Here is a 14736-nt window from a genome sequence, read left to right as displayed (position 1 = left end):
ACGCAAAAGAGATTCACCATGCACGCTCTTCGCACAGCCGCGTTCGCGGCGCTATTGGCGCAGGCCGCCACTCCTGGAATGGCCCAATCGCCCGAGCCATTTGTCGGCGCCCACGGCGCCCTGACGCCCGCAACCTATACCGGAAAGACCGAAACCGGCGCCTGGCACCTTGATATCTGGCCAGATCAGGCCTTTCACCTGCGGCGCACCTCCCCGGACGGTGCCACAGAGGATCACGCCGGACGGTGGCACGCGAACGGCGAATCCGGCACGTTGGTGCTGGGCACTGATGGCAGCGACATCATCCTGGAGGTGCGCAACGCGGAACGTTTGCGACCTCCAGGGGCACCCGAAGATGCATCCGGTGACCTTGTAACGACAGGCCAGCTTGATCCGACCGGGATCGCAATGCCCATGTCCGGGATGTTCACGTATTTTGCCGATGCGCCGACATTCGTCCACTGCGCCACGGGCCGGCAGTATCCCGTTGCGCAGGAGGCCGGTTATCTTGCCCTTGAAGAGGCCTACCTGCGGGACAGGCCCGCCCCGGCGGAACCTCTTTTCGTGACGGTCGATGGGACCATAAACACACGCAAGCAGATGGAAGGGCCCCCGCGCCCGACTGTTACAGTGACGGAGCTTGGAGCAACGTGGCCGGGTGAAACTTGCGCCCGAGCAACGAAATCTCCGACCCTGGATGGTACAGTCTGGCGGATTGCTTCTCTGGAAGGCGAAAGTCTGGATTGGTCGCCGCCAGAGCGCGAGCCCTTTCTCGTGATCCGCCCGGACGAGAAGACGTTCAATGCGTCGGTCGGCTGCAACATGATGCGCGGCAGCGTCTCCGTCTCCGAAAGCACACTATCCTTCGGTCAACCGGCCAGCACGATGATGGCCTGCCCTGACGACCTTGCCATGTGGGAAGCACGGCTGGGCGCTGTTCTGGAAGCGGCAACCACGCATTTGATCGGCGGGGGCAGCCTACGCCTCATGGATGATGAGGGCAGGAGCCTCGCGGAACTGGAAGCCGTCTATCTGCCTTGAAACCTGCTGTATTAAGGCGCAAGGATCCAGCGGCCATCGGTCAGACACCGTTGCGTCTGCACTGTATGGATGCGGGCCTGCCGGCGCGTCCTGAACTTGTAGTTCAGTCCGACACAATTGCCGGAGACAGACGCGATTTCAACCGATCCATAAGCTCCCGTCTCAGGGTTCGACCAGATCGTATCGTCCCCTGGCAGCGCTTTCCGGCTGGCATAAAGCTCTCCACCGGTTCGGACCATGATGTTGAGATCCTGCTGCGTCAGCCCTGTTCGATCGATCTGTCGCAATAGAGAATTCGCAGAAGACGGGTGCGCCGCAAGCACAATAAAGCCTGTAATAGCAATTCGAAGAATGGTGTGTCGCACGGGTGTGTGTCCTGTTGAGGGAGATAATGGATACGGTGCCATTTGTTCAAACGCCTTTCAAACCCGGAAATGCAGATTTTCCCTTGCGGAGAAAAAAGACATCAACCTTCTTTGGATCCAATAAGCAGACGTTCCGCCATCGTGCAGCGAAGGTCGGCAATACGCCCATCTAGACATGTACATAATGCGCCCTAGGCGCTTCAGCACTTTCGTCTTATCGGGCTTTTATTAGTCGACTCGACAACGTCCACAGTGCGGATCAGACCTTCGCTGACGAGGCGACGAACATGATAGCTTCGACACCCAACGATCGGATTATCGGCAGGAAATTCTCTGAATCGGTATCGACGAAAGGCCGAGCGACAAATTTGGATGCACCGCGTTTTGTCTATTTCCTGCGTGTATCAAGTGATCGGGCGGTGGTGCCACGGCCATGCCGCCCGATGCCACGGGTCAGCAGCCAGATACCCCATCTACACACCCCTTCATCGGTTCTTTTGCCGCTCCATCTATTTGCATCATCAGGATACAACATGCCTAGAAGGGCAATCCCGAGAGAGATCGGGTTGGCTGGAAAGCCCGATGCAGCGTTTCAGCTAGCATGCCGACACGTTGCCTCAACTCAGGTTCTCGAAACGTTCCCTTATCAAACCAGCTTAAACCGTCCCCTTGGCGCTGACTTCAAACGGTGACGGTCATCGATACGCGATCCGCCAATCGCCCTTGGCACAGCGACAGCGCCCTGCTGAACGCCTGTGCGGTTGCGTTTGACCGCAGGGAGGCAGATGCCCAACTGGAAAGCCCGAGACGCTGAGCGGTCCGGGCCACGCCTCAAAATCCTGCCCGAATTGACCAGAGGCGCAGGATCTGTATGCCTCAACGTGACGACGCAACGCGAGACACCGAATGAACCCCTCCGCCACTGTCCATTTCTGTCAGAACTGCGGTCCTTTGGACTTTGGACCTCTGCGCGAGGAATTGACGGCCACAGGGCTGGCAGACGCGGTGAGTATCGTCGAACGCGGGTGCATGAATGGCTGTGCCAGTCCGGTTTCCATGGCTATGCAGGGGCCGGGCCGGGCCATATATTTCTTCAACGGGGTAGATCCGGCGGCGGATGCAGAAGATATCGTCGCAACCTTGCACGCCTATCTTGCCGCCCCCGACGGCTGGATCGAGGACGCGCAGCCATGCGGTAGACTTCGGTTTTGTCTGGTCGGCCGCGTCCCGGCGCTCAGTTGCTGAGCATGACGCTCTGCGCAACCGGAGCACCGCCCACGGCCAGTGGCCGGTGATCGTTACTGTTCAATACCACCTCAAGTTCCACCTCGCCTTCGGGCAGGGTCTCCAGATGCATCCAGGGGCCATAGACGCGAGCCAGCTTGACGCCGTTGGCATAGACATGGGCATGTCCTTCGCCCGGAACATGGGCGCGGCTGGCATTCTCCGGCGAGAGCCGAAAGTTCTCGGTCATGATATGCAGGTTCCAGCCGGCGGACGGATCAGGCGTCACCTCGATCTCCAGCTTCGGCGCATCGGCGCCCGCCGGGACCGACAACATGGCGCCATGATCGTGCATGGCCGCGCCGGCGTGCTGCTCAGGACCGCCATGAGGAGCCGGATCGCCATGATCATGCCCGTCAAAGGTGACGCCGTTCGCCGCAGCCACCGTGAATCCAAGTCCCCCGCCGAAAACGAGGCCGATAAGAAGCATTGGAATGGAACGGTCCATGGGCGAATCCAACGTCATGTTCGATAAAGAGAACGGGCGCGCAAGGCACGCGCCCGAGCAATGATGTGCCAGTGTCAGACGGTCTGAGCCTGGCCGGTCGTTTCACTTTCGCGCGACCAAAAGAAGCCCGCGAAGGCCCCCAGCATGACCCAGGCGGCCAGTCCGGTTCCAAGAGCGCGCGACGCGAACAAGGCGCCGATCTCGGTCGGAACCGGTCCGGTAAAGACTTCAGGCTCGGGCGCACCGATGACATGCGGCGCCAGTAAGAGCACAACGGCTGCACCCCATCCGGCCCAGTTCCGGCTGAACGCGATCAGCCACATGGCGATCGCGGCCGTCAGCACGGTTGCAAACCACCAGATCTGGCGCTCGTAGACATCCGCCGCAGCCACGCCCGGAACTTCCGGCGCGAGGGTAAAGCCCGGTGCAAGGTGTACCGCGACAAACCCGGCAACGCCCCAGATCAGGCCCGTGCGAGCGTCGATTGCCGCACCACGGCTTTCAGCCAGCGACATCAGCGCCACCAGGATCATCGCGTAACCGGAATAGATCAGCATCGTGAAAATGATACTCAAACCATCCCGCACGGCATCGAAGCCCGGCAGCTCTGGCGTGGCTGAAGCGGTCGATTCGGTCCCGAAATGCACCAGGTCGCCACCTTCATAAAGCTCGGCATGAAGAAGGACCGGTTGAACGAAAAAAAGCTGCACCAGGGCGATAATCAACCCTGCGGCAGCGCCAGCGAACAAGGCGCTGGTCAGCAGACGCGTGAACATCGGTTCAGTGGCAGGGGAAGCCGGTGGCGTGACGCACGTCATGCGCCGCGTCGTGCAGCGCCGCGGCCTGAACGTGGCCTGCCACGAAGATCACGCCAAGGCCCAGCGCGGCGATGGCGATCACCGAAACCAGCCCGGAGGCCGATGTTGCCTGTGCGGTGGATGCAGTCTTTACAATCATAGTAGTACCTCTTTGCCTTCACACCCGAAGGCCTTGTGGTTTCAGTCGCGATCAGCAGGTCTCCTGGCTTGCGGGTCTTCATCGTCTGGCTGGCCTTCCCGGATTGCTCCAGTGACGTATTCAGCCTGATTCGCCGCCTACAGTTGCGGGGACAGCCACGGAATTGCCGAATGTTTTCAGGCGCACCGCGTTCCCTGTTCTCCATTTCTTGCGGAAATGGAACTGATCACTGTCGTTAGTCTAGCAAGCACCGCGACCTGTCAACAATACAACGCAAAACGATAGGCGAATCTCGAACCCAGCGACTGAACCGCAAAGCGAACGTCCCTGGCCGGCTTGGAAACGTACTCTGTGTCAGGCTTGCAAAGTCCCGCCCCACTCTGACATAGACACGACAACCGCCGCGCCGGACATCAAAGCAATGCCGCTTGCCGACGCTTTTCACACGACATCGCCCTCCGATAGGGTCGCCTGAAATTCGCAGCATCCATCCCGGAGCCCCTCCATGGCGGATCAACTCAAGCCAAGTCCGGCGCGTGTCTTTTCCTCGCACGAAAGGCAATGTCTCTACGACATCATCGAGGCGCGCCGCGACGTGCGGAACGAGTTCCTACCAGACCCGATCGACCAAGACGCGCTGCGCCGAATCCTCGAAGCGGCCCACGCCGCGCCCTCCGTCGGCTTCATGCAGCCGTGGAACTTCATTCTGTTGCGTGACGCCGAACTCAGAACCCAGGTGCACAGCATCTTCAACCGCGCCAACGAAGAAGCCGCCGCCATGTTCCCCGAAGATCGTCAGTCCGCCTACAGGTCGTTGAAGCTCGAAGGGATCACCAAAGCGCCGCTCAATATCGTGGTCACCTGCGATCGTACCCGCGGCGGAAAGGTGATCCTCGGGCGCACGCACAACCGTGACATGGACCTTTATTCGACAGTCTGCGCGGTGCAGAACCTATGGCTCGCCGCCCGCGCCGAGGGGATCGGCGTGGGATGGGTCAGCATCTTCGATCACCGCGAAATCGCCGCTCTGCTCGGCATCCCCGAACATGTCGAGCTGGTGGCCTATCTCTGCGTGGGATATGTCGATCAGCTCTACGACCAGCCCGAACTGGCAGCCAAGGGGTGGCGGCAGCGGATATCGCTCGATGACCTTATCATGTACGAGGGCTGGCAGGACTGACAGCCCGGCAAAAAGGCCGTCAAAGGCACGCCAGCGTGACCCAGATCGCGGTTTCCGAGACCATTTGCACGGCCCCCAGAACATCGCCGGTCTGTCCGCCGATTTTTCGCCATGCCAGCCAGCCGATGGCAACTGTCACCATCGCGCAGGCCAGCAGCGTCCAAGGCGAAATCACCAGCGCCACAGCCGCCAAAGCCGCGAGAACGCCCCGCGCGGCCCTGCTGCGGCCCGCCGCGCTTTTCCCCAGACCATCCGCGCGGGCCGGGGTAAGACTCTCCTGGACCGCGACCATGCCCCCCCGGCTCAGCATCGCTGCGCCGACGAACGCCCAAAAGCCGGGATCGGCGGCGGCCACGGACACCGCCCACAGCGCCGCGACCACCCCCACCGCAACCACGCCGTAGCTGCCGATGCGGCTGTCGCGCATGATCTCCAGCGCGTGCGCCTTGTCACGTCCGCCACCATGGCCGTCGGCAAAATCCGCAAGCCCATCGAAATGCAGCGCTCCAGTGACCAGCGCCATTGCGCCCAACGCCAGGAGAGCCGAAATTTGATCCGGCGCGCCAATCGCCTCCGCCAGACTGAAAATCATCCACGTCAGAGCGCCGACAACGGACCCCACCGGCACGAACGCCCACCTTGCGGCCAGCATCGTCGGCGGGTCGTCACCGATCCGACCCGCCGGAAGCCGGGTCAGCAGCATCACCGCCAATTGAAACTCGGCAACGCGCGCTTGCAGGTTCATTGACCCGACACCCCCGCCTCGGCAAATGTCGCCATCCCGTTGTGGCAGGCCAGCGCCGCGCGCAACACGCCCAGCGCAATCGCCGCGCCCGACCCTTCGCCCAGCGCCATGTCCAGCGACAGGATCGGCCGCATCCCCAGTTCCGACAAAAGCCGCGCATGGCCCGGCTCACGGCTGACATGACCGACAAGGCAATGGTCGAGAAACTGCCGGTCGGCAGCAAAAAGCGGCACGGTCGCGGCCGTGCAGATGAACCCGTCGAGGATGACCGGAATACGCCGCGCCCGCGCCTCCAGCACGGCGCCGCAGATCGCCGCCTGCTCCCTCCCGCCGAGCCGGGCAAGAATGTCCAGCCCAACGGCATCCGCGTGAAGCGTGCAGGCGCGTGACACCACGTCGATCTTGCGCGCGACCCCTGCGTCATCTGACCCCGTTCCCTTCCCGACCCAAAGCGCCGCGTCTCCGCCGAATGCGCCCTTGGCCATCGCGGCGGCGATGGTCGAATTGCCGATACCCATCTCGCCGAGGATCAAGACGCTGACGGCGGGATCGACGGCCGCGGCCCCGCGGCGCAGGGCGTCCAGTGTATCAGCGTCCGACATGGCCGGCGCGGCGGTGATATCCGCAGTCGGCCGGTCCAGCTCCAGCGCAATCACCGACAGATTGGCCTCGTTCGCGCGGCACAATTGATTGATCGCGGCGCCGCCGTTCTCGAAATTCGCCACCATCTGCGCCGTCACATCCTGTGGAAACGGATTGACCCCCTGCGCGCAGACACCGTGATTGCCCGCAAAGACCAGGGACTGCGCGCTGGCGATGGCGGGCCGTTCCCTGCCTTGCCAACCCGCCATGAAGATAGCCAGTTCCTCCAGCCGCCCCAGCGCGCCCGGCGGCTTGGTCAGGCTGTTCTGTCGCGCCAGCGCCGCCTCGGCCGCCTTATCGTCGGATAGGGGCAAACTACCGGCGAGGCCCGCAACCTCGTCCAGCGACGAGACGTCAGAAAGAATGGTCATTCGGCTTCACCTTCATCGGGTAGCCCGCCACGGTCAGCCAAACCTCTTCACAGGCCTGCGCCACGGATTGGTTCACCTGCCCCGCGGCATCGCGGAACAGCCGGGCCAGCTTGTTCTCCGGGACGATCCCCTGCCCCACCTCGTTGGTAACAAAAACGACCGGCGCGGCCTGGCGCTCCAGCGTCTTGACCAACCTGCCGGTCTCGCCCCACCAATCGCTGTCTTCCAGGATGAGGTTGGTCAACCACAGCGTCAGGCAATCGACGAGCCGAGGCAGTGTACCATCGGTGTCTTGCAATGCTCCGGCCAGGTCGGTCGGCGCATGAACATCCTGCCACGCCGCACCGCGCCGCGCCTTGTGTTTCGCCACGCGCTCGGCCATCTCGTCATCGCCAGCGTGCAGACGCGCCGTGGCGATATAGATCGCCCGGCCGGCGGGCTGCAAAGCCATCCGTTCTGCCAGTGCGGACTTGCCGGAACGTGCCCCCCCGGTGATGAGTATCGACTTTTTCATTGCAGCGTGGGAAAGCACTTTTCGAGGAAAAAAGAAAGCTGAAAGGCGACGTCTTGGAACCCGTTGCGCCCATCCGGCCAGAGCTTGTCCTGATCCGTCACGCCCAAGTGGCCGTTCCGGGACGCCTCTATGGCCGCACCGATGTCGAGGCTGCCCTCGACACCAAGGCGGTCGCCCAACTCAAAGATCGGCTGACCTCCATCTCGCGGGTCATCAGCAGTCCGGCACGACGCTGCCTCCAGACAGCCGACGCGATTTTCGGCACATACGAACAGGATACACGGCTTTGGGAGCAGGACTTCGGCACGCATGACGGCATGGCGCTTGACGCGCTACCCGACATCGGCGTTTTGGACAGCGCGACCCTGGCAGCCCACCGATCACCCGGCGGCGAAAGTTTCGACGACCTCTGCGCGCGCGTGTCCCCCACCCTGATCGAGTATGGGCGCCACGCCGCGGCGCACGGCCCGGTGGCGCTGGTCGTTCATGCCGGCGTGATCCGCGCCGCGCTCGGCTTCGTGACCGGACACGGCCCCGGCGGGCTGGCATTCGAGGTGGCGCACCTGTCGGTAACGCGGCTGCGGTGTGGCCCCGACGGCCCGTTTTCGGTGATCGAGGTCAACCGCACATGACGCATGCCACGGTCTGCGGTCATTTCGGTGAATGGATTCAGGGCCGGCTCGGGCCTTCGGGGCCCGTCGCCCTGATCACCCTGGCCTGTTCCGCGATGCGCGTCACGGCCCCGTCCGAGGAGGCCTTGCCTTTCAACGCGGATCAACTCGCCCGCTTTGCAAGCGACCTGGGGCTGGGTGCCCTTCCCGGCGCAAGCCGCAATTTCGCGCTTGGCATCGGGGCAGGCGGATCGACGGCAACGCTGGTGGCGGCCGCCAGAGCAGCAGGGTATGGCGGCACACCCGAACAGTTGGCCAAGGCTTGCATCGCCATCGAGGGCGCCACCGACCCGCTAATGTTCTACGCGCCCGATCAGCACCTCTGGGCGTCGCGGTCGGGTGAGGTGATCAGAGCGATGCCCGCCCCGCCCAGTGCCACGATCCTTGGCGGTCTGTGGGGCGCGCCCCTCTGTACCGACGCACAGGACGATGCATTCGACGACGTGTCGGACCTAGCCGATGAATGGGCCGATGCGACCTTGGCACGCGACCTTCCCCGTGTTGCTGCCATCGCCTCGGAGTCCGCGCGTCGCTGCACAGCGCGTCGTGGCCCGTGCGATCCGATGGCCGATCTCGCAAGGGATCTCGGCGCATTGGGCACAGTGCGCGCCCATACTGGATCCGCTCGCGGGTTGATCTTTGCACCGGGAACCATCCCGCCAGAAGGCGCAGCCGCGTTGCAAGAAGCGGGCCTCACATCCGTTTTCAACTTCGAGACGGGCCGCGCATGAGTTTCGCACTGATGATGCTGGGCGCTCTGGCGCTGGACCTCGCCTTTGGCTGGCCCGACAGGCTCTACGCCCGTATCGGCCACCCCGTCACCTGGCTTGGCCAGGCCATTAACATGGCCGAGCGCCGGCTAAACACCGGCTCCCGCCGCCGGTGTCTGATCGCCGGCGCAGTGACGGTCACGGGCATCACCCTTCTCGCTGGCCTGCCCGCTCTGCTCGTTCAGGCTGTCCTGCCCCACGGTTGGGTCGGCGCAATGATCGGCGCAGGGCTGGCCTGGCCGCTGGTCGCCATGCGTTCCATGCACGCACATGTTGCCGCCGTGGCGCGCCCGCTGGCCGCCGGGGATACGCCAGTTGCCCGTCACGCCGTCAGCATGATCGTCGGGCGCGACCCGTGCCAACTTGATCCGCCGGCCATCGCGCGGGCAGCCACCGAAAGCCTTGCCGAGAATACCTCCGACGGCATCATCGCTCCTGTCTTCTGGGGCGTGATCCTGGGCCTGCCCGGCATCGCCGCCTACAAGGCCATCAACACCATGGATTCCATGATCGGCCACCGCAACGACCGGTTCGAGGCCTTCGGCAAAGCCGCCGCCCGGCTGGATGATTGCGTCAACTGGCTCCCCGCCCGCCTGACCGGCATCTTCTTCGCACTGGTCTCGGGGGCGTTCTTTCACACGCTTCACGTGATGCAGCAGGACGCGCCCGGGCACCGGTCCCCGAATGCGGGCTGGCCCGAGTCCGCGATGGCCGGTGCCCTGAACGTCCGGCTGTCCGGCCCCCGCATCTATGACGGGCGCGCCAACGACGAGCCCTGGTTGAACGGCGCCGCCCCCGATCCGACCCCCGAAGATCTGTTGCGCGCCTTGTCGCTCTACCGGCGCGCGATGACACTTTGCGCCCTTGCGCTGGCCGGTCTTGCGCTGCTCTAAGGGCATCATGACGGAAGTCCGAGATCACGGCGGCAACTTGGACGCCGCCATTGCAAGGCTGGGCGGTGCCCCCGCCGACTGGCTCGATTTGTCGACGGGCATCAATCCCGAACCCTACCCTGTGCCGCCGATCTCCGGCGACGCCTGGGCAGTTCTGCCGCGCAAATCCGACCTGGCGCGGTTGCGCGACGCGGCGGCCAGCGCCTACGCCACGTCCCTGCGCGTCATCCCGATGAACGGCGCACAGGGCGTCATCCAACTGGTGCCGTGGCTGGCCAAGCCAGGCCGCGCCACCGTCCTGGCACCCACCTACAACGAACACGCCGCCGCCCTCAGGGCCTGCGGCTGGCAGGTCGAAGAGGTCGCGTCGGTAAACGCCCTGCGTGGCTCGGACCTTGCGGTGGTGGTCAACCCCAACAATCCCGACGGCCGTCGCACCGCGCCCGAGGCATTACTCGACCTCGCCTCCGATGTGGGGCTGCTTATTGTCGACGAAAGCTTTGCAGATCCAGAGCCGCACCTTTCCATCGGCTCCATAGACTGTCCTGTCAATTGCGTCGTCCTGCGGTCCTTCGGAAAGTTCTACGGTCTCGCGGGCCTGCGGCTCGGTTTCGCCCTCGCCTCGGGGGCGGTCGCCGACCGTCTTCGCGATCTGGCAGGCCCATGGCCCGTCTCGGGTCCCGCCATCGAAATAGCCTGCGCGGCGCTGGCCGACACCGGGTGGCAGGCGCGCACGGTCGAAAGGCTGACCCAAGACGCCGCGCGGCTGGATTCCTTCGCCTCCCGCGCCAACTGGACGCTGGTCGGAGGTACCCCGCTCTTTCGCACCTACGAAGTGCCCGATGCGCATAAGGTACAAGAGACCCTCGCAATGCACAGAGTGTGGTCGCGCATCTTCCCCTATTCAGACCGTTGGCTACGCCTCGGACTGCCACCGCAAACCCGCTGGCAGCAGTTGGACGAGGCAATCGGCGCCGCCTGACCTCATCTTGCAAGCGCCAAAAGACCCGCAACATCCAGATGCGTCTCAAGATGCGCCGCCAGTTCATCCAGCGTGCGCTCCACCATGGCTTGATATCCCAGATCCGAGGCATCGGCCCCGTTCGAGTTAAGCCAAGTCGCTCGGAACCTGTCATCGCCGAACATCCCGTGCAGATAGCTGCCCGCCACGCGACCATCGGCAGACACCGCCCCCTCGGCCACGCCATCCACCCTGGCGAACGGTCTCGCGCGGTCCGACCCGTCACTGCGGCCGATATGAATCTCGTACCCGGCAAATGGAAGATCCAGCCCCACGTGGTGCGCGTCAACCTGGGTCACGCTCTTGTCGCCCCCCATGACCGTCTCGATATCCAGCAATCCGAGTCCCGGCGAGTCCCCCGGCGGCCCCTCGATTCCTTCCGGATCCGAGACGTTACGGCCAAGCATCTGGTAACCGCCGCAGATGCCCAGCACCCTGCCGCCCCGCCGGTGATGCGCCAAAAGGTCGACGTCCCACCCCTGCCGGCGGAGGAAGTCCAGATCACCGCGTGTCGATTTCGAGCCCGGAATGATCACCAGATCCGAATCAAGCGGCAACACCTGCCCCGGTTCCAACATGGTCACGCGCACGCCCGGCTCCTGCGTCAGCGGGTCCAGGTCGTCGAAATTCGCGATCCGTGACAATTGCAGGCAGACGATGTGAAACGCGCCCTGAACCGGGCTGTCGGCGATATCCAGCGCGTCCTCCGCCGGCAACCGCCACGCCTCGGGAAACCACTGCGCCACGCCATAGCCGCGCCAGCCGGTGCGCGCTTCGATTTCCCGGTATCCATCCTCGAAAAGCGTCGGATCGCCGCGGAACTTGTTGACCAGAAAGCCACCGATACGCGCGGCATCCGCCTTCGGCAGAACCGCCTGCGTGCCGACGATCTGCGCAATGACACCGCCGCGATCGATATCGCCACACAGGACCACGGGCACATCCGCCGCCTCGGCAAAGCCCATATTCGCAATGTCGCCCTTCCGCAGGTTGATCTCGGCGGGCGAGCCTGCCCCCTCGACAATCACAAGATCATGCTGTGCCCTCAGTCTGGCAAAACTGTCCTGAACGGCCGACATCAGCGTCGGTTTCAACTTGGAATACTCCAGCGCCTTTGCCGTGGTCAGACGCTTGCCTTGCACGATCACCTGCGCCCCGACATCCGTTTCAGGCTTCAGCAGAACCGGATTCATATCGGTGTGCAACGTCACCCCACAGGCCATCGCCTGCAACGCCTGCGCACGGCCGATCTCGCCACCGTCCGCCGTCACTGCGGCGTTGTTCGACATGTTCTGCGGCTTGAACGGCGCCACACTCAAGCCTCGATGCCGCGCGGCCCGGCACAGGCCGGCCACCAGCATCGACTTGCCGACATTGGACCCCGTGCCCTGAATCATTATTGCAGGCATGGGCGGACCTCGATACCAGGTATTGGCCTCTGGCGACTATCCCCGAGGACCACGATAGGACGCATCAGAACTCGACACCCTTCTGGGCTTTGATCCCATCCCGGAACGGATGCTTCACCAGGCTCATCTCGGTCACCAAGTCGGCCGCCTCGATCAGTTCGGGCTTGGCATTGCGCCCCGTCAGGCAGACATGCGTCATCGCCGGTTTCTCGTGCAGCAAAAAGTCCACGACCTCGTCGATGTCGATATAGTCATAGCGCAACGCGATGTTGATCTCGTCCAGCAGCACGAACTTCATCTCGGGATCGCGAATCTGCTCCTTGGCGATGGTCCAGCCGTTCTGCGCGGCGGCGATATCGCGTTCCCGGTCCTGCGTCTCCCAGGTGAACCCTTCGCCCGAAATGAAGAACCGGCATTCGTCCGAAAAGCGGTTGCGCAGCATCTCGGCCTCTCCGGTCACCCAGTTGCCCTTGATGAACTGCACCACCGCGCAGGGCATCCCATGCGCGATGCAGCGCAGAATCATCCCGAATCCCGAAGACGACTTGCCCTTGCCCGGTCCGGTATGGACCATGACCAAGCCTTTCTCCTCGGTCTTGTCCGCCATCATCCGGTCCCGCGCGGCCTTTATCTTCTTCATCTTCTCGTTGTGGCGGGCAGTCTTTTCCGCTTCGGACGGGTCGGACATGGGACGTCTCCTTGACACAAGGTGGGTTTTCGCAGCATGTCGCACCGTGTTGGTGCCTGTGTAAACAGGTGAAAAGGGAATGTGCAGCGCATTGCGCCAGGCACAGCCGCCCCCGCGACCGTGAACCGGGAAGGTTTCCACCGCCACTGGCGCAATGCCGGGAAGGCCGGAAACCGTGGGCCGAAGGGCCCGAAACCGCAAGCCGGGAGACCTGCCAACAAGAAGGAACAGACGGACCGGACGGGGTGTGCCGGGCTCGGATGGGTGGCCACCCGCCACCCCCGCGCGCACCCCCGACAGTGGAGGACACATGAGCGCGCGCATAGAACTGCTGATCTGCATCAAGTGCCGCAAGGGGCAGGAAACTCCCGAGGACGAGCGCCGCCCCGGCCAGCGCCTCTATGACGAGGTTACGGCGCGTGCGCTGCCCGACGGCGTCACCGTGACCCCCGTCGAATGCCTGCAAAACTGCGACGCTGGCTGCACCGCCGCCATGCGCGGCGACGAACGCTGGACGTATCTGTACGGAAATCTCGATGAAACGTCGCATCCCGACATGCTGCTGGAGGGCGCGGTCCTCTATCAGCAGACCGAGGACGGGCTGATCCCGTGGCGCCAACGCCCCGAACATTTCAAGCGCAACTGCGTTGCGCGCATCCCACCCCTGACTGCAAAGGCTGACCAATGACCGATCTTGCAAAACTTCCCGTCACCGTCATTACGGGCTTTCTGGGCTCCGGCAAGACAACCCTGGTGCGCCACCTGATGCAGAACCCCGGCGGCCGCCGTCTGGCCGTGGTCGTCAACGAGTTCGGCGATGTAGGCGTCGACGGAGACATTTTGAAAAGCTGCGCCATTCCCGATTGCCCGGCGGAAAATATCATGGAACTGGCCAATGGGTGCATCTGCTGCACCGTGGCCGACGATTTCATCCCGACGATCGAGGCGCTGATGGCGCTCGATCCGCGCCCCGATCACATCCTGATCGAAACCAGCGGCCTGGCTCTGCCCAAGCCTCTGCTCAAGGCGTTCGACTGGCCCGATATCCGCTCCAAAATCACCGTCGACGGCGTCATCGCGCTGGCCGATGCCGAGGCCGTCGCGGCAGGCCGCTTCGCCCCCGATGTGGCCCGGGTCGATGCCCAGCGCCTCGCCGATGACAGCATCGACCACGAAACCCCTCTGTCGGAGGTGTTCGAGGACCAGATCTCCTGCGCCGACATCATCCTGCTGACCAAGCCCGACCTTGCCGGCCCCGACGGCGTGGCCAAGGCGAAAGAGGTCATCGCCGCCGAAGCCCCCCGCCCCCTGCCCGTGGTCGAGGTCGCCGAGGGCGTCGTCGATCCCCGCGTGATCCTCGGGCTCGAAGCCGCCGCCGAGGATGACATGGACGCCCGACCCAGCCACCACGACGATCACGACGACCACGAGCATGACGATTTCGAATCCATCGTCATCGACATCCCGGAACTGGGTGATCCTTCCGATCTGGTGCGCCGCATCGAGGATCTCGCCAACAACCAGAACATCCTGCGCGTCAAGGGCTATGCCAGCGTCGCCGGCAAGCCGATGCGCCTTCTGGTGCAGGCGGTGGGCGCGCGCGTGCGCCATCAATATGACCGCCCGTGGAAACCGGACGAGGCCCGCCGCGGGCGCCTCGTTGTCATCGCCGAGCATGACGACGTGAATATCGACGCGATCCGCGCCGTACTGGCTCCGGCCGAGGCGGCCGAGTAA

General features: G+C 63.8%; 18 protein-coding genes and 2 riboswitches. Of the genes, 9 read left to right on the top strand and 9 right to left on the bottom strand.

Annotated elements, in window-relative coordinates:
* Positions 1–18 precede the first annotated feature (18 nt).
* Positions 19–1041, top strand: coding sequence for an META domain-containing protein (locus C2I35_RS05465; RefSeq protein WP_170067128.1), 1023 nt, complete (start codon positions 19–21; stop codon positions 1039–1041).
* Between the two features lie 11 nt (positions 1042–1052).
* On the opposite strand, the gene C2I35_RS05460 is transcribed toward C2I35_RS05465, so the two are convergent.
* Positions 1053–1406, bottom strand: coding sequence for a hypothetical protein (locus C2I35_RS05460; protein ID WP_146049973.1), 354 nt, complete (start codon positions 1404–1406; stop codon positions 1053–1055).
* A 951-nt stretch (positions 1407–2357) separates the two neighbouring features.
* On the opposite strand from C2I35_RS05460, the gene C2I35_RS05455 reads away from it, so the two are divergent.
* The gene (locus C2I35_RS05455) at positions 2358–2651 is read left to right on the top strand and encodes a DUF1636 family protein (protein ID WP_245890412.1); all 294 of its coding nucleotides are present in this window, start codon (positions 2358–2360) and stop codon (positions 2649–2651) included.
* Here C2I35_RS05455 and C2I35_RS05450 read toward each other — a convergent pair.
* The 3 genes from C2I35_RS05450 to C2I35_RS05440 all read right to left on the bottom strand — a co-directional run bounded on the left by C2I35_RS05450 (position 2641) and on the right by C2I35_RS05440 (position 4095).
* Positions 2641–3138 (bottom strand): hypothetical protein, encoded by a 498-nt coding sequence (locus C2I35_RS05450; RefSeq protein WP_103762477.1) that lies wholly within the window; start codon positions 3136–3138, stop codon positions 2641–2643. The two genes, C2I35_RS05455 and C2I35_RS05450, sit on opposite strands and share 11 nt — an antisense overlap.
* A gap of 74 nt (positions 3139–3212) precedes the next feature.
* Positions 3213–3914, bottom strand: a complete 702-nt coding sequence (locus C2I35_RS05445; RefSeq protein ID WP_103762034.1) for a CbtA family protein — start codon at positions 3912–3914, stop codon at positions 3213–3215.
* 4 nt (positions 3915–3918) lie between these two features.
* The gene (locus tag C2I35_RS05440) at positions 3919–4095 is read right to left on the bottom strand and encodes a CbtB domain-containing protein (protein ID WP_103762033.1); all 177 of its coding nucleotides are present in this window, start codon (positions 4093–4095) and stop codon (positions 3919–3921) included.
* 36 nt (positions 4096–4131) lie between these two features.
* Positions 4132–4337: riboswitch (cobalamin riboswitch) on the bottom strand.
* A gap of 263 nt (positions 4338–4600) precedes the next feature.
* Between C2I35_RS05440 and bluB the strand changes: the two genes are divergently transcribed.
* Complete coding sequence (gene bluB / locus C2I35_RS05435; protein ID WP_103762032.1) at positions 4601–5275, top strand: 5,6-dimethylbenzimidazole synthase; 675 nt, start codon at positions 4601–4603, stop codon at positions 5273–5275.
* Positions 5276–5294: 19 nt separating this feature from the next.
* Here the strand turns inward: bluB and C2I35_RS05430 are convergent, their stop codons facing one another.
* The 3 genes from C2I35_RS05430 to cobU are packed head-to-tail and all read right to left on the bottom strand — an operon-like array spanning position 5295 to position 7547.
* Complete coding sequence (locus C2I35_RS05430; protein ID WP_245890411.1) at positions 5295–6020, bottom strand: adenosylcobinamide-GDP ribazoletransferase; 726 nt, start codon at positions 6018–6020, stop codon at positions 5295–5297.
* Positions 6017–7033, bottom strand: a complete 1017-nt coding sequence (cobT, locus tag C2I35_RS05425) for a nicotinate-nucleotide--dimethylbenzimidazole phosphoribosyltransferase (protein WP_103762031.1) — start codon at positions 7031–7033, stop codon at positions 6017–6019. Before cobT ends, C2I35_RS05430 begins: the two co-directional genes overlap by 4 nt.
* Entirely contained in the window at positions 7017–7547 is a 531-nt protein-coding gene (gene cobU / locus C2I35_RS05420; protein ID WP_103762030.1) for a bifunctional adenosylcobinamide kinase/adenosylcobinamide-phosphate guanylyltransferase, read from the bottom strand. The genes cobT and cobU overlap by 17 nt, the downstream gene beginning before the upstream one ends.
* A 53-nt stretch (positions 7548–7600) precedes the next feature.
* On the opposite strand from cobU, the gene C2I35_RS05415 reads away from it, so the two are divergent.
* The 4 genes from C2I35_RS05415 to cobD are packed head-to-tail and all read left to right on the top strand — an operon-like array spanning position 7601 to position 10863.
* Positions 7601–8179: a histidine phosphatase family protein gene (locus C2I35_RS05415; RefSeq protein WP_103762475.1), complete on the top strand. Its 579-nt coding sequence runs from the start codon at positions 7601–7603 to the stop codon at positions 8177–8179.
* Entirely contained in the window at positions 8176–8949 is a 774-nt protein-coding gene (locus C2I35_RS05410; protein ID WP_103762029.1) for a hypothetical protein, read from the top strand. The genes C2I35_RS05415 and C2I35_RS05410 overlap by 4 nt, the downstream gene beginning before the upstream one ends.
* Complete coding sequence (gene cbiB, locus C2I35_RS05405) at positions 8946–9881, top strand: adenosylcobinamide-phosphate synthase CbiB (RefSeq protein ID WP_103762028.1); 936 nt, start codon at positions 8946–8948, stop codon at positions 9879–9881. Before C2I35_RS05410 ends, cbiB begins: the two co-directional genes overlap by 4 nt.
* A 7-nt stretch (positions 9882–9888) precedes the next feature.
* Entirely contained in the window at positions 9889–10863 is a 975-nt protein-coding gene (gene cobD / locus C2I35_RS05400; protein WP_103762027.1) for a threonine-phosphate decarboxylase CobD, read from the top strand.
* 2 nt (positions 10864–10865) lie between these two features.
* On the opposite strand, the gene C2I35_RS05395 is transcribed toward cobD, so the two are convergent.
* Complete coding sequence (locus C2I35_RS05395) at positions 10866–12311, bottom strand: cobyric acid synthase (protein ID WP_103762026.1); 1446 nt, start codon at positions 12309–12311, stop codon at positions 10866–10868.
* A gap of 64 nt (positions 12312–12375) precedes the next feature.
* Positions 12376–12999, bottom strand: coding sequence for a cob(I)yrinic acid a,c-diamide adenosyltransferase (cobO, locus tag C2I35_RS05390; protein WP_103762025.1), 624 nt, complete (start codon positions 12997–12999; stop codon positions 12376–12378).
* A gap of 33 nt (positions 13000–13032) precedes the next feature.
* Positions 13033–13232, top strand: a riboswitch (cobalamin riboswitch).
* A 77-nt stretch (positions 13233–13309) separates the two neighbouring features.
* On the opposite strand from cobO, the gene C2I35_RS05385 reads away from it, so the two are divergent.
* Together C2I35_RS05385 and cobW are read left to right on the top strand one after the other, a co-directional pair.
* Positions 13310–13687 carry a DUF1636 family protein gene (locus tag C2I35_RS05385; protein ID WP_103762024.1) on the top strand — a complete coding sequence of 126 codons (378 nt, stop codon included), beginning with the start codon at positions 13310–13312 and terminating at the stop codon, positions 13685–13687.
* Positions 13684–14736, top strand: a complete 1053-nt coding sequence (gene cobW, locus C2I35_RS05380) for a cobalamin biosynthesis protein CobW (RefSeq protein ID WP_103762023.1) — start codon at positions 13684–13686, stop codon at positions 14734–14736. The genes C2I35_RS05385 and cobW overlap by 4 nt, the downstream gene beginning before the upstream one ends.

The organism is Roseovarius confluentis (genome assembly GCF_002917925.1).
GTDB lineage: Bacteria > Pseudomonadota > Alphaproteobacteria > Rhodobacterales > Rhodobacteraceae > Roseovarius > Roseovarius confluentis.
The sequence above is the reverse complement of the archived record's forward strand: the minus strand, read 5'-3'. Positions and strand labels throughout refer to the sequence as shown.

Coding starts and splice junctions, on each gene's coding strand:
- C2I35_RS05465 (WP_170067128.1), top strand. CDS start 19: ATGCACGCTCTTCGCACAGCCGCGTTCGCGGCGCTATTGGCGCAGGCC.
- C2I35_RS05450 (WP_103762477.1), bottom strand. CDS start 3,138: ATGGACCGTTCCATTCCAATGCTTCTTATCGGCCTCGTTTTCGGCGGG.
- C2I35_RS05445 (WP_103762034.1), bottom strand. CDS start 3,914: ATGTTCACGCGTCTGCTGACCAGCGCCTTGTTCGCTGGCGCTGCCGCA.
- C2I35_RS05440 (WP_103762033.1), bottom strand. CDS start 4,095: ATGATTGTAAAGACTGCATCCACCGCACAGGCAACATCGGCCTCCGGG.
- bluB (WP_103762032.1), top strand. CDS start 4,601: ATGGCGGATCAACTCAAGCCAAGTCCGGCGCGTGTCTTTTCCTCGCAC.
- C2I35_RS05430 (WP_245890411.1), bottom strand. CDS start 6,020: ATGAACCTGCAAGCGCGCGTTGCCGAGTTTCAATTGGCGGTGATGCTG.
- cobT (WP_103762031.1), bottom strand. CDS start 7,033: ATGACCATTCTTTCTGACGTCTCGTCGCTGGACGAGGTTGCGGGCCTC.
- cobU (WP_103762030.1), bottom strand. CDS start 7,547: ATGAAAAAGTCGATACTCATCACCGGGGGGGCACGTTCCGGCAAGTCC.
- C2I35_RS05410 (WP_103762029.1), top strand. CDS start 8,176: ATGACGCATGCCACGGTCTGCGGTCATTTCGGTGAATGGATTCAGGGC.
- cbiB (WP_103762028.1), top strand. CDS start 8,946: ATGAGTTTCGCACTGATGATGCTGGGCGCTCTGGCGCTGGACCTCGCC.
- cobD (WP_103762027.1), top strand. CDS start 9,889: ATGACGGAAGTCCGAGATCACGGCGGCAACTTGGACGCCGCCATTGCA.
- C2I35_RS05395 (WP_103762026.1), bottom strand. CDS start 12,311: ATGCCTGCAATAATGATTCAGGGCACGGGGTCCAATGTCGGCAAGTCG.
- cobO (WP_103762025.1), bottom strand. CDS start 12,999: ATGTCCGACCCGTCCGAAGCGGAAAAGACTGCCCGCCACAACGAGAAG.
- C2I35_RS05385 (WP_103762024.1), top strand. CDS start 13,310: ATGAGCGCGCGCATAGAACTGCTGATCTGCATCAAGTGCCGCAAGGGG.
- cobW (WP_103762023.1), top strand. CDS start 13,684: ATGACCGATCTTGCAAAACTTCCCGTCACCGTCATTACGGGCTTTCTG.